Annotated in this window: 23 protein-coding genes; 14 read left to right on the top strand and 9 right to left on the bottom strand. The window is 57.7% G+C overall.

The window, feature by feature from the left end; all coding sequences use genetic code 11:
* Positions 1–67: 67 nt before the first annotated feature.
* The 7 genes from amrA (at position 68) to H586_RS20730 (ending at position 7,605) form a co-directional block, all read left to right on the top strand.
* Complete coding sequence (gene amrA, locus H586_RS0115175) at positions 68–631, top strand: AmmeMemoRadiSam system protein A (protein ID WP_011368630.1); 564 nt, start codon at positions 68–70, stop codon at positions 629–631.
* Between the two features lie 72 nt (positions 632–703).
* A complete protein-coding gene (locus H586_RS0115180; protein ID WP_034619351.1) occupies positions 704–1,894 on the top strand; it encodes an MFS transporter in 1,191 nt (396 codons plus the stop codon).
* A gap of 106 nt (positions 1,895–2,000) precedes the next feature.
* The gene (locus tag H586_RS0115185) at positions 2,001–2,504 is read left to right on the top strand and encodes a hypothetical protein (RefSeq protein ID WP_011368628.1); all 504 of its coding nucleotides are present in this window, start codon (positions 2,001–2,003) and stop codon (positions 2,502–2,504) included.
* Between the two features lie 14 nt (positions 2,505–2,518).
* Complete coding sequence (locus H586_RS20725; protein ID WP_011368627.1) at positions 2,519–3,346, top strand: universal stress protein; 828 nt, start codon at positions 2,519–2,521, stop codon at positions 3,344–3,346.
* A gap of 8 nt (positions 3,347–3,354) precedes the next feature.
* Entirely contained in the window at positions 3,355–4,992 is a 1,638-nt protein-coding gene (locus H586_RS20270) for an ATP-binding protein (RefSeq protein ID WP_051364054.1), read from the top strand.
* The gene (locus tag H586_RS0115200) at positions 4,992–6,761 is read left to right on the top strand and encodes a sigma-54-dependent Fis family transcriptional regulator (RefSeq protein ID WP_027182467.1); all 1,770 of its coding nucleotides are present in this window, start codon (positions 4,992–4,994) and stop codon (positions 6,759–6,761) included. The genes H586_RS20270 and H586_RS0115200 overlap by 1 nt, the downstream gene beginning before the upstream one ends.
* Positions 6,762–7,410: 649 nt before the next feature.
* Entirely contained in the window at positions 7,411–7,605 is a 195-nt protein-coding gene (locus tag H586_RS20730; RefSeq protein ID WP_011368624.1) for a hypothetical protein, read from the top strand.
* 162 nt (positions 7,606–7,767) lie between these two features.
* Here the strand turns inward: H586_RS20730 and acs are convergent, their stop codons facing one another.
* Positions 7,768–9,747 carry an acetate--CoA ligase gene (gene acs, locus H586_RS0115215; RefSeq protein ID WP_051364055.1) on the bottom strand — a complete coding sequence of 660 codons (1,980 nt, stop codon included), beginning with the start codon at positions 9,745–9,747 and terminating at the stop codon, positions 7,768–7,770.
* A 2-nt stretch (positions 9,748–9,749) separates the two neighbouring features.
* Entirely contained in the window at positions 9,750–10,664 is a 915-nt protein-coding gene (locus H586_RS0115220; protein ID WP_027182470.1) for a LytR/AlgR family response regulator transcription factor, read from the bottom strand.
* Positions 10,665–10,897: 233 nt separating this feature from the next.
* Between H586_RS0115220 and H586_RS0115225 the strand changes: the two genes are divergently transcribed.
* Complete coding sequence (locus H586_RS0115225; protein ID WP_011368621.1) at positions 10,898–11,329, top strand: arsenate reductase ArsC; 432 nt, start codon at positions 10,898–10,900, stop codon at positions 11,327–11,329.
* 94 nt (positions 11,330–11,423) lie between these two features.
* On the opposite strand, the gene H586_RS20275 is transcribed toward H586_RS0115225, so the two are convergent.
* Complete coding sequence (locus tag H586_RS20275; protein WP_011368620.1) at positions 11,424–12,140, bottom strand: hypothetical protein; 717 nt, start codon at positions 12,138–12,140, stop codon at positions 11,424–11,426.
* A 389-nt stretch (positions 12,141–12,529) separates the two neighbouring features.
* On the opposite strand from H586_RS20275, the gene lepA reads away from it, so the two are divergent.
* On the top strand, positions 12,530–14,335 hold the full coding sequence (lepA, locus tag H586_RS0115235) for a translation elongation factor 4 (RefSeq protein WP_011368619.1): 1,806 nt from the start codon (positions 12,530–12,532) through the stop codon (positions 14,333–14,335).
* 86 nt (positions 14,336–14,421) lie between these two features.
* The gene (gene lepB / locus H586_RS0115240) at positions 14,422–15,027 is read left to right on the top strand and encodes a signal peptidase I (RefSeq protein WP_027182471.1); all 606 of its coding nucleotides are present in this window, start codon (positions 14,422–14,424) and stop codon (positions 15,025–15,027) included.
* Between the two features lie 441 nt (positions 15,028–15,468).
* On the opposite strand, the gene H586_RS0115250 is transcribed toward lepB, so the two are convergent.
* On the bottom strand, positions 15,469–17,637 hold the full coding sequence (locus H586_RS0115250; RefSeq protein WP_027182473.1) for a bacteriohemerythrin: 2,169 nt from the start codon (positions 17,635–17,637) through the stop codon (positions 15,469–15,471).
* Positions 17,638–18,298: 661 nt separating this feature from the next.
* Here H586_RS0115250 and H586_RS0115260 point away from each other — a divergent pair.
* From H586_RS0115260 to H586_RS19530, 4 genes are all read left to right on the top strand, one after another.
* Positions 18,299–18,655 (top strand): hypothetical protein, encoded by a 357-nt coding sequence (locus H586_RS0115260; RefSeq protein WP_027182474.1) that lies wholly within the window; start codon positions 18,299–18,301, stop codon positions 18,653–18,655.
* Between the two features lie 74 nt (positions 18,656–18,729).
* Positions 18,730–18,900, top strand: coding sequence for a hypothetical protein (locus H586_RS20735; protein ID WP_155891409.1), 171 nt, complete (start codon positions 18,730–18,732; stop codon positions 18,898–18,900).
* Between the two features lie 119 nt (positions 18,901–19,019).
* Complete coding sequence (locus H586_RS0115270) at positions 19,020–19,916, top strand: YitT family protein (RefSeq protein WP_011368614.1); 897 nt, start codon at positions 19,020–19,022, stop codon at positions 19,914–19,916.
* A gap of 136 nt (positions 19,917–20,052) precedes the next feature.
* On the top strand, positions 20,053–20,739 hold the full coding sequence (locus H586_RS19530) for a magnesium chelatase domain-containing protein (RefSeq protein ID WP_051364056.1): 687 nt from the start codon (positions 20,053–20,055) through the stop codon (positions 20,737–20,739).
* A gap of 75 nt (positions 20,740–20,814) precedes the next feature.
* Here the strand turns inward: H586_RS19530 and H586_RS0115280 are convergent, their stop codons facing one another.
* The 5 genes from H586_RS0115280 to H586_RS0115295 all read right to left on the bottom strand — a co-directional run bounded on the left by H586_RS0115280 (position 20,815) and on the right by H586_RS0115295 (position 23,055).
* On the bottom strand, positions 20,815–21,351 hold the full coding sequence (locus tag H586_RS0115280; protein WP_011368612.1) for a thermonuclease family protein: 537 nt from the start codon (positions 21,349–21,351) through the stop codon (positions 20,815–20,817).
* Between the two features lie 14 nt (positions 21,352–21,365).
* Positions 21,366–21,590, bottom strand: a complete 225-nt coding sequence (locus H586_RS0115285; protein ID WP_234702977.1) for a Rha family transcriptional regulator — start codon at positions 21,588–21,590, stop codon at positions 21,366–21,368.
* A 13-nt stretch (positions 21,591–21,603) separates the two neighbouring features.
* On the bottom strand, positions 21,604–21,699 hold the full coding sequence (locus tag H586_RS21100) for a BRO family protein (RefSeq protein WP_234702984.1): 96 nt from the start codon (positions 21,697–21,699) through the stop codon (positions 21,604–21,606).
* Positions 21,669–22,028 carry a BRO-N domain-containing protein gene (locus H586_RS19535; RefSeq protein WP_051364057.1) on the bottom strand — a complete coding sequence of 120 codons (360 nt, stop codon included), beginning with the start codon at positions 22,026–22,028 and terminating at the stop codon, positions 21,669–21,671. The genes H586_RS21100 and H586_RS19535 overlap by 31 nt, the downstream gene beginning before the upstream one ends.
* 322 nt (positions 22,029–22,350) lie before the next feature.
* On the bottom strand, positions 22,351–23,055 hold the full coding sequence (locus tag H586_RS0115295) for a virion core protein, T7 gp14 family (protein ID WP_081701872.1): 705 nt from the start codon (positions 23,053–23,055) through the stop codon (positions 22,351–22,353).
* Positions 23,056–23,121: the final 66 nt, after the last annotated feature.

Consider the following 23,121-nt stretch of genomic DNA (forward strand, 5'->3'; position numbering starts at 1 on the left):
TATACTTATAGTATCACTTTGATGCACCGCTTTTGCAACCCCTTATAACCGGACAGCCGGAGGGTATATGAGCGATTTTGTACTGGCGCCTGCGGACGCCGACAAAGAATTTCTGCTGCGGACAGCCCGTGGCGCCGTTGCGGACGGACTTGCAGGACGCGAGGCGCATCCCGCAGCTCCCCCGCCGGAATGTTCGGCCGTGCCGCAGATGGAACTGGGGGCTTTTGTCACACTGGAACTGGACGGCGTGCTGCGCGGCTGTATCGGGCAGCTTACGGGCAGCGGTCCGCTGTACGTCACGGTGGCACGCATGGCGCAGGCTGCGGCCTTCGGCGACAGCCGCTTTGCACCGCTCACCGCGGCAGAGGCCGGTCGTGTGACATATTGCGTGTCTGTAATGGGACCGGTGACGCCGTGTCCTGACCCCGCGCTTATAGAAACGGGCAGACACGGGCTGGTTGTCCGCCGGGGGGCGCATGCGGGGCTGCTGCTGCCGCAGGTGGCCGCAGAGCACGGCTGGAACCGCGAAACATTTCTGGAGCATACCTGCCGCAAGGCGGGGCTTGCCCCTGATGCGTGGCGCAGTGCCGGCACACAGATTTTCTGGTTCGAGGCCGTCATCATCCGCTGACGTCTTTGCTGCAGAAGCGCAGGCACTTCAGCAGGGACCTGCGCATCATGTTTTTTTACGGAGCAGACTTATATGTCCAGTGTTCTTCCTGTCTCTCCCGCCGAGGAGAGAAGCGCGGTGGATAACCGCCGCATGCTTGTTTTTCTTGTGGTTCTTGCATTGTGCTCCGCATTTGCCTTTCAGGGCTGGCGTACCCTTTTGAACAACTATGCTGTTGAAACCGCAGGGCTTTCTGGTCTGCAGATGGGGATTGTACAGTCTCTGCGCGAGGTTCCCGGCTTTATGGCGCTGGGGGTGGTTTTTCTGCTTTTGCTGGCGCGCGAACACCGCCTTGCGGCGGTTTCGGTGTGCATCATGGGGGGCGGCGTCATGCTGGCGGGGCAGTTTCCCACATTCGGGGGAGTTGCGGCCACCACCATGTTGATGTCCTTCGGGTTTCATTATTACGAAACCCTTAATCAGTCTCTGACCCTGCAGTATTTCGGCAAAAAAGAAGCCCCTGTCATCATGGGGCGCATACGCGGGTTCACTGCCGGAGCAAACCTGGCTGTGGGCGGCACCATCGCGCTGCTTTCTCTGTGGCTGCCCTACAGCGCCATTTTTGTGGTGGTGGGCGGTGTGGCAGTGTGCGGAGGGGTGTGGGCGCTGCGGCAGAATCCGGCCAGCCCCACGGCGCCCAGACAGAACAAAGGGATCGTTCTGCGCGGCCGGTACTGGCTTTTTTACCTGCTTACCTTTCTGAGCGGGGCGCGCAGGCAGATTTTTGTCGCGTTTGCCGTATTTCTGCTGGTTGACCGTTTCGGTTTCGGTATCGGCGAAATCACGGCGCTGTTTATTGTGAACAACGTGGTCAACTGGTTTCTCAGCCCTGCCATAGGGCGGGCAGTGAACCGGTACGGCGAGCGCGCTGTACTGACTCTGGAATATGCCGCGTTGCTTTTTGTTTTTCTGGGATATGGCGTGGCGTGGAGCAAGTGGCAGGTGGCCGCACTGTATGTGATAGACCACATATTCTATAATTTTGCGCTGGCCATCAGAAGCTATTTTCAGAAAGTGGCCGATCCGGCGGATATCGCGCCCAGCATGGCGGCCAGCTTTACCATCAACCATATAGGTGCGGTCATTCTGCCCGCGCTGGGCGGTTATCTGTGGATGGTCGATTACCGCATACCGTTTCTGGGGGCTGCCGGACTGGCGTTGTGCTCGCTTGTTTTTGTTCAGCTTATTCCGCACAGTATGCGCAAGGCCGGTGTAGCTGCCTGACGGGGCGGCGTCATGCGGCCGGTTTGCAGGCCGGGGGATTCTTGTCTCGAAACCGGCATGGGGCTATTGTTATGCTGCGGTGCGGTTTAATCACAAGGAGTGTGCGATGAACCATATGCGTACTGTCCCGTTGTACCTGCGGGCCGCCTGTATTGCGGTGGCCTGTGTGGCTTTTGCGCTGCTGTTGCACCATGGTGCGGCAGCTGCCCCGCCCGCCACGGGCAAGACCCTGCCGGATAAACCCGCCGCACTGCCGGACAGAAGCGTGCCCGTGGCCGTGGAGCATGACGGTGTGGATACCGCCGGTACCAGACTGGCTTTTGAACTGAAGGAGCTGTTCAACGGTTCGGGCCTGTTCACCCTGACGGACAAGGATGTGCCCAAGTACCGTGTGCTCATTTCATCGGTGGCGGAGTTTCCTTCCCGCCCTGAAGTCGGATCGGTATATTCCGTCATCTGGGTATATTCAGAAAGTGAAGAAACCCTGCGGCACTATCTTGCCCGTGATGTGGGAGTGGTGACACAGGATACGGCGAAAGCGCTGGCACTGAAGCTTGCCGAGCGCACAGACGGTATCGGCGTGAAGTATTCATATCTGTTCGACCGCTGATGCGGAGGTGACGCATGGACAAGCATCTGCTGGTGGCGGTGAGCGAACACAGGGAATCTTCGGCCGGAGTGCGTTTTGCCTGCAGTCTGTTTAATGGTTCCGCCGGAGTGCGCATGACGCTGCTGCATGTGCTGGGTACGGCAGGACAGGATGCTGCAGCGGCTGCCGCCATGCAGCGCAGAGCTGCAGACATGCTGCACGGTGTGCGTCAATGGGCGGAAGGACAGGGCGTTTTGCCTGCAGATATTGAAACGCTGGTGCTGCCGCGCCGGTACGGCGTGCTGCGCGACATTGTGGATACCGCCCGCAAAGGACTGTACGATGCCGTGGTGGTGGGGGGGCGTTATCTGAGCAGACTGGAACAGATGTATGAAGACAGTGTGAGCCGCGGTCTGCTGTGGGAGTCCGTTGATTTTCCCGTATGGATATGCCACCAGCCGGACGCTTCAAGACGTAACGTGCTGCTGTGTCTGGACGGCGAAGAGCCTTCTTACCGCATTGCGGACCATGCGGGGTTCATGCTGCGCGACTGTGCGGGGCATGCGTTCACTCTGCTGCATTTCAACCGTGCCCGGACTGCTGCGGAAGAAGTGCTGGAACGCGGCCGCATGCTGCTGGAAGAAAACGGTGTGGGCAAAGACCGCATTGAAACGCTGGTCATGGAAAGCTCCGATCATGTGGAGAGCATTTTGAATGTGGCGGACCGGGGGCACTATGCCGTTGTGGCGGCGGGCCGTAACAAACGTCAGCCGGATTCTTTTTTCAACAGGCTGTTCACGCGTTCCGTCACCATGCGGCTGCGTGATAACACCCAGCGGTTTGCCCTGTGGGTGAGCCAGTAGGGGACAGCGTGGACAATAACGGATATCTGACGCACTGCGGGCGGCCTGATACTGAACGGGAACGTCCCGGCGTGCTGCTGGACACCTCGCCCGTGGGGGCTTTTCTGGTGTCGTGTGACGGAGCACTGCTGGAGTGCAACCGGACCTTTGCATCACAGGCCGGGCTGGGTGCCCGGCAGGCTGCAGGACACACGCTGCGCTCTCTGCTGGGCGATGCCGACTGGCCGGTGCACGCAGCCGCGCTTAAACGGTGTGCCGAACATGCCGAGCCCGTGCGTTATGAAGTGCTGCTGCCGCAGGGCTGGAGGGCGTTCGCCCTGTATCCTGTGGCTGCCGCGCTGGGACGCGTGGCCTGTGTGGCCGGATATGCGCTTGATCTGTCAGGTCCGTCTGGGCGCCGTCCGTCCGGCTTTGCACCGGATTCTGCCTTGCATCCCGAGGAGTGTGCAGGGAGCGGTCAGGATGATGAACAGCCCCCTGAACCGGCTCGTGAACTGGCGGCTGCTCCGGCCGGTGTTTTGTCCGGCGGCGCAGTGCGCCGGGCTGATGCTGCCGGACAGCCGGTACATGCGGTGCAGAACTCCGGCGGTGCTGCGGTGGGGTATATTTCGCCCTCGGGGCGGCTGCTGCAGCTCAGCGCTGCCCTGTGCACCATGCTGGGCGGCTCGCACGACCAGTTACGCGGCAGCGATTTTGCGCTGTTGTTTAATGAGAATGACCGCCCCGCAGTGCGCGAGCGTCTGCGGGCCGGGGTGGGTTCCGGCGTGGAAGGAGTGGCTTTCGAGGCGCGTCTGAACGCTCTGCAGGATGAGGACAAATGGTGCCGGGTGCATTGTCTTGGCGTATGTGCCGCAGAAGACAAGCCCCTGTTCGGCATTGTGGTGGCGGAGGATGTTTCGCACATCCGCAGACTGCGGGCCGAAGCAGTGCGTGCCGGACAGCTTGCTTCGCTGGGCGAACTGGCTGCGGGTGTTGCTCATGAAATCAATAACCCCGTGAACGGCATCATCAATTACGCCCAGCTGCTGCTTGATGCAGCGGAATCGCGCAAGGCACAGGCCGAAGCGGGGATAGCCAGAAAAATTATCAAGGAAGGCAGCAGAATAGCAGATATCGCTCATAATCTGCTGTTTTTTGCCCGGGACAGGCGTCAGGAGATGGCCCTGCTGCGTCCCGAAGCCGTGCTGCTTGAGTCGCTGGACCTTACCCGTGCCATGATCAGCCGTGACGGCATAACCCTGCAGATTGCCGTAGAGCCTGATCTGCCCATGGTGCGGGGACGCAGCCGTGAATTGCAGCAGGTTTTTCTGAATGTCATCAGCAATGCGCGTTATGCACTTAACAGGCGCTTTGCAACGCCGTGTCCGGAAAAGCACCTTGCCATATCGCTGCGCAGCCGCCGCGGGGGCGAAGGCATGGTGGTGGCGGAATTTGTCGATCAGGGCGGAGGAATTCCCGGGCATCTGCGTGCCAGAGTGCTGGAGCCTTTTTTTTCCACCAAGCCGGAGCGTGAAGGCACCGGGCTTGGGCTGTCCATCAGCCAGAGTATTATCAGAGCACATGGCGGCCTGCTGGAACTGTACAGCGACGGGCACACGTATACGCGGGTGCAGATCAGCCTGCCCACCCCCACAGGAGCGCAATAATGGCCTTTATTCTGGTGGTTGATGATGAAGAATCCATCTGTTTCACGTTCCGCCTGTTTCTGGAACAGGCGGGATATGACGTGCAGACGGCCTCGTCCTGCGCGGGGGCGCTGACGGTTATTGACGGGCAGACACCCGACCTGATTTTTGCCGACATCATGCTGGGCGGACCCAGCGGCATAGACCTGCTGCGCGAAGTGCGCCACCGCGGGCTGACAATGCCCTTTATTCTCATAACCGGTGAACCCAGCATGGAAACCGCGGTGGAGGCTCTGGCTCTGGGGGCGGACGAGTATCTGTACAAACCGGTGGATAAAGACAAGCTGCTGCTGGCTGCGGAGCGCTGGCTGCGCTACAAGTACGTGGTGGATCAGAAACAGCGGCTGGAACGGGAAAAAGACGAACTGCGCAGACATCTGGAAACGGTGTTCAATGCCGTGCCGGATGCCATTGTGACAGTCTCTTCGGGCTTTACGGTGCTCAGTGTCAATGAAGCCTGCCGGAACATACTGGGCATGGATACGGCAGCCGCAGGCGGACAGCCGTGTGACAAGGCGCTGGGAAGCGCTGCGGCGGAATGCATGCCGCTGCTGCGGGAGGCCGTGCGCGCGGGGCACATTGTACAGCGCGGCGGTGTGGCTGTTCAGCATGACCGTGGCGAGATAATTGTTGATATAAGTGCCGTGCCGCTGGCCTGTGCAGCGGCCGCTACTGAGCACCCCCCCGGGACCGATGCTGCCGGCGGAGTCATGCTTATAGTGCGTGATGTCACCAGACTGACCGGTCTTGAGCGTGCTCTGGCGGCGCAGCATATCCGGCGCAGCATGATCGGGCGCAGCAGCGTGATGCGCGGGGTCTTCCGTCTGGTGGAAAGTCTGGCCGACACGGACACCACCGTGCTTGTCACCGGTGAAAGCGGAACAGGTAAGGAACTGGTGGCCGATGCGCTGCACCATTCCGGTGCGCGGGCGCAGGGACCGTTTGTCAAAGTCAACTGTTCGGCTTTATCCGAAACGCTGCTTGAAAGTGAACTGTTCGGCCACGTGCGCGGGGCGTTCACCGGTGCCACAAAGGACAGAACCGGCCGCATACAGATGGCTCACGGAGGAACTCTTTTTCTGGATGAAATAGGGGATATTTCGCCCTCGGTGCAGCTTAAACTGCTTCGGGTGCTGCAGGAAAAAGAAATTGAGAGGGTGGGTGAAGGGCGCCCCGTGAAAGTGGACGTACGCGTGGTGGCCGCAACCAATAAAAGCCTGCGTGCACTTGTGGCCCGCGGCAAGTTCCGCGAAGATTTGTATTACCGGCTGAAAGTGGTCGAGGTGCACCTGCCCGCACTGCGCGAACGGCGCGAAGACATTCCGCTGCTGGCAGAACATTTTATTGAGGAATTCAACGAGCATTTTCACCGGCGTGTGAGCGGGCTGGACAGCAGCGCGCAACAGCTGCTGGTGCAGTATGACTGGCCGGGCAATGTCCGTGAACTGCGGCACGCGGTGGAACATGCGTTCATCATGGCCGGCGGCAATGTCATTCCCGCTGCGGCATTGCCTGCAGAGCTCATGCAAAGCGGCCGTTTTTCGGCACAGAGCGCCGGTACGGGCGCCTTGCGTCATGATGCTCCCGATGCCGCCGCGCAGGGGGCGGAGTGGAAACAGCGTCTTTCGGCAGCGCTTAAGGAAACAGGCGGCAACAAAGCCAAGGCCGCCCGTCTGCTGGGTATTTCGCGCCAGACCATGTACCGCAGACTGCGCGAACTGGGTATGTGATTCCGCAGGGCGCCTGCGGCTGCAGCCGGTGGCCGGTTGCACGGCCTGCCGGAGCTGGCAAGTCGGGCAGCGGGCCTGTCAGATCTGGTAAGTCCGGCAGCTCCGCTGCTGTGGTGAGTACTGGTTTTCAGTTATGGCTGTTTTCCGGCGGCAGATGATATTCTGCCGCCGTTTTCCTGTGCTGGTCCGGCAGACGGAAGGCTGACGGGCCGTATCCGTACGGCATCCGGCTGTTTTTTCCGGTGCTGCCGCGGCGGATATGGTGTCATCGGCCGTGTTTTCGGTCGTGTTTTCGCCGGTGTTTTGCCTGAGAAGCCGGTTGCCGCGGTGGTGCATGCCTGAGGTCTGTGCCGCTTTTTTTTTTGTGCTGTTTGCGGAACGGGGAGGCCGGCTGCCGTTATCACATTGATTTTATAGTTGGTTGTGTAACCAAAAAAATACTGGCTGCAAAAGTAAGTACTTGTATGGGGTGAGTAATCAGTCATTCAGGTAAAATATGTAAAAACAGAAGCTTGTCGGAGTATGTTATTTTTTTCACATTGTGCTTGACTGATTTTTCGGGCGGTCGTATAAGGAAGTCAACGTGATTGAGCGCTCAGTTTGAAAGGTGTTCAGTCAGACTTCGCAGAATCAAAGTGAGGATATGCTCATGCGTACAAGAAGAAGAATGAACAGAGACGACCGTCAGCAGATTTACCGTTGGGTTACCCGTGCTGTCATGGGATGTCTTATTCTCGCACTGGCAGCCGGATGTTTCTCTTCCCGTTCTGACAACAGCAAGCTGGTTCACGGCATGCCTGTAGCTGCCATGTCGGCTTTGCAGTCTCCTCAGACAAATTTCTAGCAGTTTAGCCATTGCCGGCCATGGGTTTTTGTACCCGCCAGCCCGCCCGATGTTATCGGGCGGGCTTTTCTTATGCGGGTAAAAAAAGGGGTACGGGCGGGTGATATCTGTACGCGGCACAGTGCATGCCTGCGGCGGGTGCGGCGCACGTGCACGCAGGGGTCAGATGTCCGTGCTCAGGGTGGAAAGGTCGCCGGTGGACTGTCCGGTACTTTCGGCGCGCAGCAGGCGTCGCATGATCTTGCCGTTTTTATTTTTCGGCAGGGCGCTGCGGAATTCAACCTCGCGGATGACGGCCACGGGGCCGAGTTCGCGCCGGGCGTGTTCTATGAGGTCCTGATCGGTTTCTCCGGTCATCATCATGGTGGCCACGGGGGGTTGGTCGTCATGCAGCACCACAAATGCTTTGGCCACTTCTCCGCGTATTTCGTCAGGCACGCCCACTACGGCGCATTCTGCCACGGCAGGGTGCGAAGCCAGTGCGGCTTCCAGTTCGGCGGTACCTATGCGGTGCCCCGCTATAAGCATCACATCATCGGCACGTCCTTGTATCCACAGGTAGCCGTCTTCGTCTTTGCGGGCCACGTCGCCGGAAAAATACCAGCCGGGAAAGCGCTCCCAGTACAGCCTGCGATAGGCTTCCGGATCGTTGAAGATGGTGGTCAGCATGGCGGGCCACGGTTTTTTGATGACCAGATATCCGCCTTGTCCGTGCGGTACCGGAGCACCGCTTTCGTCCACCACGTCCACTTCCACCCCCGGCAGCGGGCGTGTGACGGAACCGGGCTTGAGCAGCGATACCGGCAGCGGGGAAATCATGAACATACCCGTTTCTGTCTGCCACCATGTGTCGAGCACGGGGCAGCGGCTGCGGCCGATATGCTTGTGAAACCACGTCCACGCTTCGGGGCTTATGGGTTCGCCCACGGTGCCCAGCAGCCGCAGGGTGCCCAGCGTGTGGCGGTCGGGGTTCTGCCGCCCGAAGCGCATCAGCATGCGTATGAGCGTGGGCACCGTGTACAGCACCGTGACACCCCAGCGCTGTACGACGGACCAGGCCCTGCCGGCTTCGGGGTACAGCGGATGTCCCTCGTAAAGCAGCGTTGTGGTGCCCGCCATGAGCGGCCCGTATACCACGTAGCTGTGTCCGGTGATCCACGCGGGATCGGCCGTGCACCAGAAAATGTCAGTGGGTTTAAGGTCGAACACCCAGTCCAGAGTGCGGTTGACGCCTACCATGTACCCGCCGTGAGCATGTACAATGCCTTTGGGAGCGCCCGTGGTGCCCGATGTGTACAGGATGAACAGCGGGTGAGCGGCATCCAGTGATTCGGTGAATGCTTCATCGGGCTGGTCGCGCACAAAATCGTGGTACCAGACGTCTCTGTCGTCTTTCATGGCGGTTTCCACCAGCACGCGGTGCACCACCACAACTTTTTTCAGCACGGCAGCCGCCGCGCCGGAACATTTGGCCACCGCGGCATCCACGGTGCCTTTCAGCGTTATCACCCTGCCGTTGCGGTAGAACCCGTCTGCGGTGATTATGGCAGCAGGTGTGGCGTCATTAATGCGGTCGCGTAGGCTGCGTGCGGAAAATCCCCCGAAAACAACGGAATGTACCGCGCCGATTTTTGCCGCAGCCAGCATGGCTATGACGGTTTCCGGCAAAGGCGGCATGTGGATGAGCACCCGGTCGCCTTTACCTATGCCCGCGGCCCGCAACGCATTGGCGGCTTTATTCACTTCGCGGTACAGTTCGTAATAGGTAAGCTTGCGTGTGTCTCCGGGTTCGCCTTCCCATATGAGCGCCAGTTTATTTTTGTTTGCGGTTTCTATGTGCCTGTCCAGCGCATTGTAGACAATGTTGCAGCGGGCACCGGCAAACCAGCGGTAGAAGGGAGCTGCGGAATCATCCAGCACGGTATCCCATTTGCGGAACCACGAAAGTTCTTCCGCCGCTTCTTCCCAGAATCCCAGCCAGTCGCTTTCCGCGCGGGCGCGGGCGATGGCCACATCCTGCGGGTTCATGTTCGCCTCTGCCACGATGCGCGGCATGGGCCGGAACACACGTTCTTCGCACAGCAGGGTGTCCAGAGTTCCTGAACCTTCAGGGGCGGTGCATAGCGGTTGTTTGGCGGACATGGTTACAATCCCAGAACCTGTTTGAGTTCGCCGATGCGCCGGCGGCTGATGGGCAGTTCGATCCGTGTGCGGCCTGCGGTGCGCAGCATAAAGCTGGAACCGGGCAGCGAAGCGATTTCCGTGACCATATTCAGATTGACCAGATACTTGCGGTGCACTCTGAAAAAACGGTGCGGTTTGAGTTTGCCTTCAAGAATTTTAAGCCGGTACGAGGTCAGATACTTCTGCTCGGCCGTGTGTACATAGGTATAGTCTTCGTAGGCTTCCACAAAAACTATTTCGTCATAGGGCAGCAGCAGGGTTTTGCCTTCGTAAGTGATGGCCAGTTTTTCTATTTCTACAGGGCGGTAGGTGCTGTTGTAGTCCCATGCCTGTTTCAGCGCATCCAGAAAGCCGTCCTGTTCGTCGTCAGCCAGCGGTACCTGAACTGTTGCATCGTCTTCTGCCGTGGTATCGGTCTGAAGGCCGTGTCCCGCTGTACCGGCGGGTGCGGGCGCGGCTTTTTCGTTCCAGCGGGTTTCCGGGTCGGGCGCCAGCTTGAAGTGGCTGCAGAACTGCCGCAGCCGGGCAATTGTTCTGGAAAAACGCTGCGCCGTACATGGCCAGATGAGGTAGTCGGTGGCATCCAGCTCGAATCCGGCAAAGGCATGGGTTTCGTCGGAAGCAATGAACACCAGTGCCGGACGGTGCCTGCGGCCCATAAGTCGCTGGGCGAATTCCAGCCCCTGCTCCGGCTGCTGCAGGTCTACCCCGCAGAACACCGCACCGTAATGGATGGCGTTCAGCAGTTCCTGCGCCTCGTTTGCACATACCGCTTCGCCCACCACGCGCAGAAAGGGTACCTGCGAAACATGCGCACGCAGGCTGTGCCGGACGGCAGCGTCCGGATGCAGAATGAGCGATGTCAGTCTGGGCATTGATATCCTGACAGAAGAATAGGGTTTTCAAGACTGTACACGGCCTGCCGACTTCTGTGAAGCATAATGGACTGTTTGTGCAGGCAGTCACCTGTCTCGCAGCGGGATGGCGCACAGGGTGCCGGGCCGGTTTTTGTGACATTTGCGCGACATTCGCCCGCCGCCGGGGCTACGTTCTTTTGTTACGGCCTGTCGGGGTGTAAGCTGTACGGCATAACGCAAGGAGGCAGAGCATGCCGATGAAGAAAACCATATTGTTTCTCTGTACGGGCAATTCGTGCCGCAGCCAGATGGCCGAAGGGTGGACCAGAAAGCTGAAAGGCGATGAATTCGAGGTGCGTTCCGCCGGAGTGGAAACTCACGGACTCAATCCGCTGGCGGTGGAGGTCATGGCCGAGGCCGGAGTGGATATTTCCGGCCATCGGTCAAAGCTGGTTTCCGAACTGGATGTGGATACATTCGACTATGTGGTCACTGTCTGCGACCATGCCAGTGAGCACTGTCCGTTTTTTCCTGCCGAAAGCCGCAGAATTCATGCCGGATTTCCGGATCCGCCGGCTCTGGCGCGTACGGCGGCAACGCATGAAGAAGCGCTGGAGCACTACCGCCGGGTGCGCGACGCCATACGTGATTTTGTACAGAGCCTGCCTGCGCCTCTGCTGTAATCCGTGTCCGGAATTCCGGCCGCAGAAGCACGCAGAAAAGCCCCCTTGCGGGGGCTTTTGTTTATTTGCGGGCAAGACGGGGGCGCCGCGGGAGTTACAGCGCGAAAGAGACGGCCACAGGCTCTGCCGCCTGATTGCGGTGTCCGCCGTTGCTGCCGTGGCCCAGACCGTTCATGCGGGATCCGGAGCCGCCGCCGAGGCAGGCCACAAGATTGCTCTCTGCATTGTTCAGCTGTGCGGACTGTGCATTTTTATGCATCATGCCTTTCTGCATGTGTGCGCCTTTGTGCATCATGCCTTTCATGCCTTTCATGCCGCAGCCCTGCGCGCCGCCGGTCAGAAACATGCCGTGCCGCAGAGGCAGGCTGATACCCAGCGCCTTTTCCAGCTTGTCATTCATGTCCATGCGGGCAGTATCCAGAGTGGTACGCAGCCCTGCTATGGCGTCGGCCAGCGGAGCAAACATTTCAGGCGAAGCGTTGGGATTCATACGCAGTGCATCCAGTTCAGCGGAGCGTGCCCACAGTTCACTGCGTACCTTGGCCGTGTCGGCGTAGGTTTTTTTCACAATGGCATCGTACTGCTTCTGCTGTTCTTCCGTCAGCATGAGCCGGTGTGCGCCCATGCCGTGGCCCATCATGTGTCCGCCGGTTTCATGGTTCATATGCCCGGGGGCCTGCTGATGCATCTGATGATTCATAGCGGGTGACTGGGCAGAACCGGTGGTGGTCTGTGCGGCCACGGCGGCACCGGCGGTGCCGAGAGTGAGTACGAGGGCAAAAGCGGTTACGTTGCGGCGAATGGTATTCATGGTGATACTCCTTGATGGTTGCTTAATGTTGGCAGCAATACAGCAATAGGTGTGCCAAATTGTTAATTACATATAATTATTGAATAATATTTTTCGTTGCATCCGGCGCGCATCAATTGTGTACAATTTTTATACACCGAGTAGAAGAAGAGCCCTGTATAAAAACAAGACACTGTCTTTTTTTTATACACCGGCGGCCCGCGGCACGGCGCCGGTGTCATGCGGCAGGGCTTTCCTGAGGGCGGGGGTCGTAGTATTAGACTTTGAAAGGCAAATACCGTATGAATTCCTGTTCAACGCGGGGCGGCCATGTGTGCCGGTGCCGCGTTTATTGAATCTATCACCCAAGTCCACACAGGAGGCGTGCCGCTTCGCGCGGCCACCGACATATGGCTAAACAGTCAAATATCCGCAATTTCAGCATTATCGCTCATATCGATCATGGCAAGTCCACGCTTGCCGACCGTATTCTGGACGTGACCGGTCTGGTGACCGAGCGTGACAAACGTGACCAGTATCTGGACAGAATGGAACTGGAGCGCGAACGCGGCATCACCATTAAGGCGCAGGCGGTGCGCATTCCGTACAAGGCCGCGGACGGCAGGGAATATGTGCTCAACCTGATCGACACTCCCGGCCACGTGGACTTCAGTTATGAAGTTTCACGCTCGCTTGCGGCGTGCGAAGGTGCGCTGCTTGTGGTTGACGCCACACAGGGGGTAGAAGCACAGACGCTGGCCAACGTTTTTCTGGCCCTTGATCATGATCATGAAATCATTCCGGTGCTGAACAAGATTGATCTGCCCAGTTCGGATATTGCCCGTGTAAAGGCCGAAATCGAAGACGGCATCGGGCTGGACGCAGCGGAAGCCGTAGAGGTGAGCGCCAAGACCGGTCTTAATGTGGACAAGGTGCTGGAAGCCATTGTGGAACGTCTGCCCGCGCCCGAGGGTGACTCCGATGCGCCGCTTCAGGCGCTGATTTTTGACTCGTGGTATGATTCGTATCAGGGCGTCGTGGTTATGTTCCGCGTGATGCACGGCACCATCAGAAAGGGTGACAGCATCCAGATGATGGCCACCGGCAAAAAGTACGAAGTGACGCGGCTGGGGGTGTTTTCTCCCGAAGCAAAAGACGTCGACTGCTTTACCGCCGGTGATGTGGGCTTTTTATGCGCTGCCATCAAGGAACTGGGCGACGCCAAAGTGGGCGATACCGTAACCCATTCGTCCAGACCGGCCGCCACGCCGCTGCCCGGATTCAAAGAAGTCAAGCCCATGGTGTTCTGCGGACTGTATCCCACTGATTCCAGCGAATACGAACAGTTGAAGTATGCGCTGGAAAAACTGCAGCTTAACGACGCGGCGTTTTCGTTTGAGGCGGAAACATCGCAGGCGCTGGGTTTCGGGTACCGTTGCGGCTTTCTGGGACTGCTGCATATGGAAATCGTGCAGGAGCGGCTGGAGCGTGAGTTCAATATAGGGCTTATCGCCACGGCTCCTTCTGTCGTCTACAAGGTGCTGACCGTGGACGGCGAGGAAAAATACATAGAAAACCCCGCAGCCCTGCCCGATCCCACCAAAATCGAAGGGCTGTACGAGCCCTATGTGCGGATGGAAATTCACGTGCCCAACGAATTCGTGGGCAACGTATTTAAGCTGTGCGAAGAAAAACGCGGTATCCAGAAGGATATGCGCTACCTTGCGGTCAACCGTGTGATCATCACCTATGAGCTGCCCTTTGCGGAAATCGTGTATGACTTCTTTGACAAGCTGAAGTCGCTTACGCGCGGGTACGCCTCCATGGATTACGAGATCATCGACTACCGCCAGTCAAACCTTGTGAAGCTGGATATGCTGATCAACGGCGACCCCGTTGACGCGCTGGCATGCATTGTTCACAGGGACAAAGCCTATTATCAGGGGCGCGCCATAGCGCTCCGGCTCAAACGTACCATACCCCGCCAGATGTTCGAGGTGGTGGTGCAGGCGGCCATCGGCAACAAGATTATAGCCAGAGAGCGCAACGCCCCCCTGCGCAAGAACGTGACCGCCAAGTGCTACGGCGGTGACATTACCCGTAAAAGAAAACTGCTTGAAAAGCAGAAAGAGGGTAAAAAACGCATGAAGCGCATGGGCAACGTCGAACTGCCGCAGGAGGCCTTTCTTGCCGCGCTGCAGGTGGATGACGAATAGCGGCAGGGCGCCCGGCACAGCAGAAAACGATGCAAAACAAGCACGGCGACTTCTGCGCCGCCGCGCGCATGAGAAAGGAAAAACCCATGTCGGAACCGAGAAAGCATCCCTTTGTGGAATTTCTGGAAGCTATTTCCGTGGCCGTGGTGCTGGCCCTTGTCATACGCACCTTTATTGTGCAGGCCTACACCATCCCTTCAGGCTCCATGCTTGAAACATTGCAGATAGGTGACTACCTGCTGGTGAACAAATTCAGCTACGGTGTGAAGATTCCCTTCACACATGACTATCTGCTGGAGCGTTCCGGCCCGGAACACGGTGATATCATTGTCTTTGAGTTTCCCGACAATCCCGATGTCGATTATATCAAACGTGTCATCGGCGTGCCCGGCGATGTCATAGAAGTGCGTGACAAAGAAGTATACCGCAACGGCCAGCGGCTGGAAGAACCCTATGCCGTGCACGGTGACCCCGGCTACCAGATGCGCCGGGACAACTTCGGCCCTGTGACCGTCCCCGGGGGCAGCTACTTCTGCCTTGGTGACAACCGCGACTTTTCGCAGGATTCGCGCTTCTGGCAGAACACCTTTGTGCGTAAGGAAGCCATCAGAGGCAAGGCGCTGTTCATTTACTGGTCCATGGACGGCTTCACCGACATCCGCTGGGGCCGCATAGGCTCTTTTGTGCATTGACCCCGCCTGCGGGGCGGCTGCCGTACACAGGTTGCAGCCGCCGCAGCCCCGCAGCATATGATATGACAACGCCCCGCCGTCCCGTGTGACGGCGGGGCGTTTCTGCATCTGCCGTACGGCGGTCACGTGGCGGAACACATTGCGGCAGTTGCCGGTTATGCGCCTTACTCCGGCTGCAGCGGCAACGTGCGGCAGGCTCGATTGCACATGCCGCGCGGGGCTGCAATGCCGTAATCTGCGATGTCCGCGTTTTTCAGACTGGCTGTGCACCGCGGGCTGACCGTCCGCTGTTCATGGTGTGCCGTGTGCAAGCGCCCCGCGGGCTGTTCTGTCCTGTTGCGTGCTGCATGAGCGGAAGCAGAGTGCGGCGGCATGAAAAAGCCCCGCCAAAGCGGGGCTGGAAAGGCTGCGGAGTCTGTCATGCGCGTGCGGGGCGGCTGTTCAGCGCACGCCTTTGCGCACCAGATAGCCGCTGTATTTTTTGTCCGTGCCCTTGATATGTCCCGTGAGCCAGTTTTTAAGAAACCGCATGACATCCATGGTCACGGTAACCTTGCCCTGCTGCAGGTCTTTTTCAAAGGCCAGTACATTCTCCACGAACTTGCGGTGTTCCTGTATATGTTCCGCCGTGGCCGGGTAGCCGTGTTTGTGGAAGAGTTTTTCTTCGGTATCGAAATGGTACACGGTATAGTCTTTAAGCCTTCCGACTATGGCTATGAGATGGCTTGCGCTTTTGCGCCGGCGCATGGCTTCGTGCAGTTCGTTGATCAGGTTTACCAGTCCTTTATGCTGTTCGTCGATGGAACTGATTTTGACCGAGAGGTCATCCGTCCAGCGGAAAAGCTGCCCTGTGTCCGCCGTGGCCGCACCGGTTACAGCCGAGCCGTTGCCCCGCGCGGCAAGGTCGCGCAGTATGCTGTCCAGCTCTTCCACAAGGCCGGATACCTCCATGAGGGCGTGCGCCGCCGCATTCATGCCGTCTGCTGTTTCCGTGGCCACGCGGGTCACGTCGGAAACGGCGCGGTTTATCTGTTCCGACGCGGCGGATTGTTCTTCCGACGCGGCGGCGATGGACTCCACCTGCCCGGCTGTGTCTTCCACAAGATGCACTATTTCTTCCATGAAGCGACCTGATTCGCTGGCGGTGCGGGTGCTGTTTTCCAGATCTGCGGCGGTCTGTTCCACGGCGGTCATGTTTTCGCGTGTGCGTTCCTGAATCAGCAGCACGCTTTCGCTTACTTCCTTGGTGGCGGTCATGGTTTTTTCGGCAAGCTTGCGGACTTCATCGGCCACCACGGCAAAGCCGCGGCCTGCATCGCCGGCGCGTGCAGCTTCGATGGCTGCGTTCAGCGCCAGCAGGTTGGTCTGGTCGGCAATATCGTTGATGGTGGTGATAATGGTGCCGATGCTTCTGGCCTGTTCGCCCAGCTGCCCCATGGTTTCCTTGAGATGCAGAAAACGCTTTTCGATGATTGTTATGGATTCCACCGCGCTGTGCACACCCTTTGCGCCTGTCTGGGCGTTTTCTTTGGAACGCGCGGCGCTGCCGGCTGCATCGGCGGCATTGCGGGCCACTTCGTACACGGTGCCGTTCATTTCTTCCATGGCGGTGGCTGTTTCCATCATGCGGTCGCGCTGGATGTCCACGTTGGCGTTCACCTGCTCGATGCGTGCGGAAAGCTCTTCCACTGCCGCGTATACTTTTTCGGAAAAGCCTCTGGCATTGGTGCTGGCATTGTTTACCGCGGCAAGCAGTTCCTGCGCCTGTGCCTGATGTGCATGGGCTTCTTTCAGAGCTTTTTGCGCCTGCTGTGCGCTGGCGTCCGCTTCCTGATGATTTTTGCGGGCTTCCAGCATGGTGGCCTTCAGGCTTTCCACCATGGTGGTCATGTCGTGCTTCAGGTCGGCCAGTTCGCATACATATTGCCCCTGCGCCTGCGCGTCCAGATTGCCGCCTGCGATGTCGCGCGCGTAGGCCCGCAGCCTGTCCAGCGGCGCCAGCAGTGAACGTATGCAGGCATACAGAGTGACAAGCACCAGCAGAACAATGGCGGCAGACCCTGCCGTCTGCACGGCTGTGAGCGTAGATGTGCGCTGTTCTGCCTCCTGCTGCAAAGCCAGCACCACGTCGTTCAGAGTGGCACGCAGGCGCGGCGTTATCTGCAGCAGGTCGGGTACTGCACGGCTGTCGCCTTTCAGTGCGCGCTCCACCAGTTTTTTATGCTGCGACCACAGCGTGTCGGTTCTGCGCAGCAATGCCAGCGTGGCGGCGGAAGGCTGCCCCAGCGTTACCGAAGGGCCGGAAGGTTCCAGAGAAAGGGGCGCCTGCCCCCTGCCCGAAAGAGCATTGTGCGTGGTTTCAAAAGCGCTGACGGCCCGGCGGAGCAGCTTTTCGGAGGCGGTATCGTCAGTGCCGGACTGTGCGCTGTGTATCAGCGCCACGGCCCGTCCGGTAATCAGTTCGGCCAGCATGCGCTGCCGTCCTGCAAGGTTTATGGAAACACTGTCTGACCGCTGGCCGGCTATCACATACAGATTGGCCGCGTACATGACGGCGGTAAGTGCCAGCACGCCGGCAAGCGATGCTATGAATCTGGTTCGTATGGTCATGGTATCCTCGCGCAGAAGGGCAAGGGAGAGTGTGTTCGGCGAACTGTGGAACGAAGCGGCATTCCTCCCCCCGGAACGGTCTGCCTTGTTATATTATGAGAAGGTTTCTTGATTAGCACCGAAGCCCGCAAACCGCAACAATCCGGTAGGCAGCAGGCAGGCGGAACCTATGTTTTAAGTCTTATTTTACGGTATGTTCTGTTCGTATGACGCGGTGGCGCAACCGGTAGTGACGTATGTTGCGGCAAAAAGCTGCAATGTTACGGCGCATTGCGCATGGCGCAAAAAAAAGTGCCGCCTGCGGTTGACGGAGTGCCGTCGGGCGTGACCGGCAGGGCGGACAGCCCCGAGGCAGGCGCGGACAGGCGGTTGGTTTTCTGCCGCTGAGTTGCGGACCGGACGCTGAAAGGCTGCTGACCGGACGTGGCCGGACGTGGCCGGAAGTGGCCGGACGCTGAAAAACTGCTGACCAGCTGCTGTCAGGCCTGCCTCATAAAGCCGGAATGTCATGCTGCGGGCAGGGCAGACGGATAACAGGCAGTTTTTTTATATTGCATGCATTCCGATGCTGGCTGTTGACGGAACCCCCGCTGCGACTTATCAACGGGTACGGGCGTGATCCGGCCAGTATGGCGGGACACCACATTGTACAGGTTCAGCCATGAAGTTACCACCGCAATACAGAGCATGCACCGGCGCCGTGCTGCTGATGCTGTACCTGCTGCCAGTGGCGGCGGGTGCCTCTTTTGTTGCGTTCCGCGGGCCTGATGCCTCTTCCGGTCCGGCGGTTCTGGCTTCGGCGTTTATGGATCATGCGGCCGGTATTACGGCCATGAAGCCCCGGACAGACATCAGGGCGGCAGCGGAACTCTCCTGCGTCGCGCTGGTTTGCTCATTTGCCGGCGCGGTGCCCCCGTACGGATTTGTATCTGCCGTACCGGCACCTGCCCGTGTCCTTTCTTCCTCTGCTTTTTCCTCTCTTTTCCGGCCCAGAGCGCCTCCGGCATTTTCTGTGTGATTCAGACACTGAGAATGCGTCTCCGGCCGTGACGGGCGGAGAATTTTTTCCTGACGGAAGATAACGGAGGCATTATGCTGCAGAATGACAAAGCGTCTTCTGAAGCCGCGCCGGAGTCCGGTCCCCTTCCTGTGCCCGATTATTCGCCCCGCAGTTACTCCGCGGGCGAACTGCTGCGCATGGGTCTCAGACTGGCGGCGGCCGCAGGCGTCTTTTTCCTTATCATTTGGCTTTGTGAACGATAATGCGTTAGCCTGCCGGTAAAGGCAGGATGCCGCGGCCCGGACGGGTGACCTTCCGGGCCTTTTATGTCTTTTTTTGCTGCTTACCGCCCGTACGGGCATAACTGATACGGAGAACACGGATGAAGGGTACCGGACCACGGGTATGGCTGACGGAATATGCGCTTACGGTGGCGGCAGGAGTGCTGTATGCCATCGCGCTGAAATATTTTGTACTGCCTTCCAGAGTCATTCTGACAGGCACGGAGGGAATCGCCTCTGCTCTTTCATACTATTTTGAAAGTTATCAGCTGTTTATCATTCTGTATCTTGTTTTTCAGGCCATGCTGCTGCTGTTCGCCTTTGTGCGGGTAAGCCGGATTTTTGCCACCCGTTCTTTGCTGGTGGTGGGCACCGTGGTGCTGGGGCTTGCTTATCTGCCGGAACTTACCTTTGCCCAGCCGGAGCCGCAGAACGAGCGGATTATTCTGGTGCTGTTCGGCGGCCTGCTGGCAGGGGTGGCCAAGGCCATAGCTTTTCGCAACCGTGGTTCCACCGGCGACGAAGATATTCCCGGTGCCTATTTCGCCATGAAGTTTCTTAAGCCTGTCGGTTCGGTCTCTGTGGTGGCGGCGGTTGTTTCCACCTCGTTCGGCATGCTTATGGACCTGCTGAAAACAGGCGACTTTGAAACCGCGGTGAATACGTTGATGTACACCTGCATTTATATTTTTGCTTCCACCCAGACGCTGAATACGCTGTACCGCAAGTTCAAGATAACCATGGCAGTGGTGCTTACACAACGTTATGAAGCTGTGACGCAGGCCATCAGCGCGGCGTTCAGCCATCGCACCTATACCGTGCAGCAGGGCATAGGCGGCCGCAGCGGCGAAGTATTCTGGATGGTACGCTCCATCATCACTTACGAAGAACTGCCGCAGCTGGTTGAGGTCATCGAACAGGCAGACCCCGGCTGCTTCTATTACCACCACGATCTGGAAGGCATTTCGAGAGGATACTACATCGCGCCCATCGGCTGAAGCAGGGCATGCCGGGCCATGACAAAAACACCTTGTTCGGCACAACACCGCAGTTGTTGTCCGCCATAGTTTGGTGTACGTATGAATATCCATATGTTACAGCATTTTGTGTTTTGCGCGAGGGGTAGAAAAAAGTATGCTTGCCGGAATAGCCAGCGCCGCCCTGCTGGGTGTGGACGCTTTCAGGGTGGATATCGAGATTGATCTTGCCAGACAGGGTATGCCGTCTTTTTCCATGGTGGGGCTGGCGGAAGGTGCTGTGCGCGAGGCAAAGGAACGTGTTTTTGCCGCGCTGCGTAATACCGGCCACAAGCTGCCTCCTTCGCGCATAACGGTTAATCTGGCGCCGGCGTCATTGCGCAAAGGCGGCAGCGGATATGACCTGCCGCTGGCACTGGGCATGCTGGTGGCAGCCGGTGTGCTGCCACAGCAGCGTCTGGACGGGTTGTTTGTGGCAGGTGAACTTTCGCTGACGGGTGAAATAAAACCGGTTACGGGCATTCTGCCGCTGACGCTGCTTGCACGGGATTCCGGAGCGCGCGGTGTTATCGTGCCGCGGGCCAATGCAGCGGAAGCCGCCGTGGTGGAAGGGCTGGAAGTATGGGGCATGGAGACTCTGGGCGAGGCTGTGGAGTTTGCGGCGGGGCGGTCCGAGGCGCAGCCCGAACCGTGTTCGGCGTCTGACCTGTGGCGGCGCGGGGACAGCTGGCATCTGGATTTTGCCGAGGTGAAAGGGCAGGAGCACGCCAAAAGGGCCATCGAAATTGCTGCCGCCGGTGCGCACAATATGCTCAAAATATATACGCAATACCCCAAGCATTGAAAAAGAAGAATAAGCATACTTTTCAGACACTTACGCCTATCACTGTCTCCGCAAGTTCTCCTTTACCGCCGTAGCTCATTTTTCCCAGTCAAAGACTTTCTTCCCACCGTGATATTCACAAGCAAGCCCTCGCTGAATCAGTTCCTCAGCCAAGTTCACACTACCATCAAGGTACACGTCTGCGACGATACGGAAATACTTCCCTCGCTGGATATTACGAAGTTCAATGACGTTTGCTTCCTTGAGCCTTGAACGTACAAAGTCCCTTGCTTCAATAGCTAGTGCCTTCACCTGTGGGCGTTTGTCGCGCATCTCAGGCGTATCAATGCCGTTGATTCTAATGCCAATGTTCTTGCCAATTATAGCAGGCCAGCCATCTATATCGCATCTAAAAGTGTCGCCGTCATAGACGCTGGTCACGCGGGAGACAATAACGACGTTCGTTGAAGTGTAAGACGGGGTAGGCGTTGCGCCGTCATCATCCTCGCGTGCTTGAGCGGTAACGATAAGCGACGGGGATATGAGGGAGCAGGAAAGGAAAAAGAAAAGCAGATAGGCGATTAGGGGCAAAGCCTTGTGTTTGGTAATGGGCATCGTCGTCACTTTGTTCATGTGCTTTCAGTATCTTATTTGACGGGAATGGTGAAGCCCATCGCGAGGAAGGTGAAGCCGTCGCGGGTCATGAGATACATGGGAGACTTGCGCTTCACAGCACCAGCCTGAACCTCCATTTCCGTGCAGGAAAAATTCCCTTCACGGAAAGAAGCGGAGCAGTCCAAGGCACGAATTGCCTTGAGAACATCGTAGTGCGGTTTCCCGAACACCTCAGCCACCTTGAGGCTGGTGGTCATGGGCTTGTTGTTCTCAAGGACGGTCACGAGGTTGCCACTTCTTGAACCTCTTGGCTTCCGGCTTGCGACTGCGGAGAATCAGGGAGTAGAGGCCGTATTCGTTGATGATGGAAACTGCACGGACCTGATCCGTATACTGTACGGGGCAGGTCGAACGCTCGTCATCATCCAGAAACTCAGGGAGTACAGGCCGGATTCGTTGATGATCTTGACGTTGGGGTTGCGGCTGTTGCTCAAACTCTCATTAGTAATGAGGCTTTGTTCATCCTCATCCAAGTAGCTGACAGCTTGACTCGGATTGTTAATTGCCAGCGCGTCACACACATCCTTAGCGACGAACCAGACTTCACCACCGCCCTCACCCTTGAGGACGCGAACAGTACCGAATGCAATCACAGACGCCTTACCGGAAACAAGGACGACAAGGAAAACGTCCATATTCCACTTCTAAAGACTTAAAAAAAGAAAACACGACGAATGACAAGCGAAGACGACAAAAACATCTCAGAATCAAAATATGGAGCAAATAGCCCGCTCCTAGCCACTTGAGGGCATTAAGAGCATGAGGGAAGGCAAAAACACTGATAAAGACAAAAACACATGGATAATTGTAATTGAAATTCACTTTCAATAAAAAGACTGACAAGCAAGGGAGAACGACAAGGCCACCTCTTTTGTGTCCATTGTGTCAGTCTTCACACTTCATTCATGTCTTCGTACCTTTATCCTTCTCCTGCTTGCCAGTCCCGTTGCTGTCATATCATTTCCCTGTCAGCGAATAGCGGCCTGTGAATTTGCCGTTCTGGTCGTATATCGGTTGCTTGTACTGGTCATAATAACCAAGCCCCTTGCTTCCAATCGACAAAGCCACACCGACCATTGAACCGACATTAGGAAAGTTGACAGGCTTGGGGATGTATCGACCTGAAGCCGTTCCACGGTTCTTGGCGGTATCCCTGAAGCCTTTCACGGATATGTCGTATGCGTCCTTGTCCATATCAAGCTGGTGCTTCACTGAATTCCTGTAGAGGGCTTCTTGTCTGTGATAGTCGTCCATGAGAAACTGGAGCGACTGACCAGCCGCCTCACTTGAAGCCAAAGCCGTCCCTTGCTTTTCAAGACGTTCCCTTTGAATCCGTTGCACCTCCTGCGATGCCGCCTCTTGCTTCTGCATGAGCGCAATGCTTTCAGCGGCTGTCTGTTCGATGTAATCCTTGTTGGCGAGTTCGGCGTTCTTGACCGCTGTCTTGTTGTAATTGTCTGCCATTTCGCTTTGATATGAGTTCATGGCATTCGCCTGTTCACTTTGAGCGACCATGTTGGCGGCTGTAGAAGCGGCGGCAATGGCTAGGGAGTACATGAACATTTGAGACGCTGTAATCGTAGACGCTGCGGCAGTAGTGCCTGCTGTGGTTCCACCTACTGCGGCAGTGGTTCCCGCTGTAGCTGAAGCTGGTTCACACATAGACCTGTCTCCTACTCAATCTTGATACACTGTTAAAGGGTTGCTATGAGGTAGGTAGCTGTGAAG

Source organism: Oleidesulfovibrio alaskensis DSM 16109 (assembly GCF_000482745.1).
GTDB lineage: Bacteria > Desulfobacterota > Desulfovibrionia > Desulfovibrionales > Desulfovibrionaceae > Oleidesulfovibrio > Oleidesulfovibrio alaskensis.

What these genes read in the sequence shown, in the direction of transcription:
- amrA (WP_011368630.1), top strand. Translation starts at nt 68, where the DNA reads ATGAGCGATTTTGTACTGGCGCCTGCGGACGCCGACAAAGAATTTCTG.
- H586_RS0115180 (WP_034619351.1), top strand. Translation starts at nt 704, where the DNA reads ATGTCCAGTGTTCTTCCTGTCTCTCCCGCCGAGGAGAGAAGCGCGGTG.
- H586_RS0115185 (WP_011368628.1), top strand. Translation starts at nt 2,001, where the DNA reads ATGAACCATATGCGTACTGTCCCGTTGTACCTGCGGGCCGCCTGTATT.
- H586_RS20725 (WP_011368627.1), top strand. Translation starts at nt 2,519, where the DNA reads ATGGACAAGCATCTGCTGGTGGCGGTGAGCGAACACAGGGAATCTTCG.
- H586_RS0115200 (WP_027182467.1), top strand. Translation starts at nt 4,992, where the DNA reads ATGGCCTTTATTCTGGTGGTTGATGATGAAGAATCCATCTGTTTCACG.
- H586_RS20730 (WP_011368624.1), top strand. Translation starts at nt 7,411, where the DNA reads ATGCGTACAAGAAGAAGAATGAACAGAGACGACCGTCAGCAGATTTAC.
- acs (WP_051364055.1), bottom strand. Translation starts at nt 9,747, where the DNA reads ATGTCCGCCAAACAACCGCTATGCACCGCCCCTGAAGGTTCAGGAACT.
- H586_RS0115220 (WP_027182470.1), bottom strand. Translation starts at nt 10,664, where the DNA reads ATGCCCAGACTGACATCGCTCATTCTGCATCCGGACGCTGCCGTCCGG.
- H586_RS0115225 (WP_011368621.1), top strand. Translation starts at nt 10,898, where the DNA reads ATGCCGATGAAGAAAACCATATTGTTTCTCTGTACGGGCAATTCGTGC.
- H586_RS20275 (WP_011368620.1), bottom strand. Translation starts at nt 12,140, where the DNA reads ATGAATACCATTCGCCGCAACGTAACCGCTTTTGCCCTCGTACTCACT.
- lepA (WP_011368619.1), top strand. Translation starts at nt 12,530, where the DNA reads ATGGCTAAACAGTCAAATATCCGCAATTTCAGCATTATCGCTCATATC.
- lepB (WP_027182471.1), top strand. Translation starts at nt 14,422, where the DNA reads ATGTCGGAACCGAGAAAGCATCCCTTTGTGGAATTTCTGGAAGCTATT.
- H586_RS0115250 (WP_027182473.1), bottom strand. Translation starts at nt 17,637, where the DNA reads ATGACCATACGAACCAGATTCATAGCATCGCTTGCCGGCGTGCTGGCA.
- H586_RS0115260 (WP_027182474.1), top strand. Translation starts at nt 18,299, where the DNA reads ATGAAGTTACCACCGCAATACAGAGCATGCACCGGCGCCGTGCTGCTG.
- H586_RS20735 (WP_155891409.1), top strand. Translation starts at nt 18,730, where the DNA reads ATGCTGCAGAATGACAAAGCGTCTTCTGAAGCCGCGCCGGAGTCCGGT.
- H586_RS0115270 (WP_011368614.1), top strand. Translation starts at nt 19,020, where the DNA reads ATGAAGGGTACCGGACCACGGGTATGGCTGACGGAATATGCGCTTACG.
- H586_RS19530 (WP_051364056.1), top strand. Translation starts at nt 20,053, where the DNA reads ATGCTTGCCGGAATAGCCAGCGCCGCCCTGCTGGGTGTGGACGCTTTC.
- H586_RS0115280 (WP_011368612.1), bottom strand. Translation starts at nt 21,351, where the DNA reads ATGAACAAAGTGACGACGATGCCCATTACCAAACACAAGGCTTTGCCC.
- H586_RS0115285 (WP_234702977.1), bottom strand. Translation starts at nt 21,590, where the DNA reads ATGACCACCAGCCTCAAGGTGGCTGAGGTGTTCGGGAAACCGCACTAC.
- H586_RS19535 (WP_051364057.1), bottom strand. Translation starts at nt 22,028, where the DNA reads ATGGACGTTTTCCTTGTCGTCCTTGTTTCCGGTAAGGCGTCTGTGATT.
- H586_RS0115295 (WP_081701872.1), bottom strand. Translation starts at nt 23,055, where the DNA reads ATGTGTGAACCAGCTTCAGCTACAGCGGGAACCACTGCCGCAGTAGGT.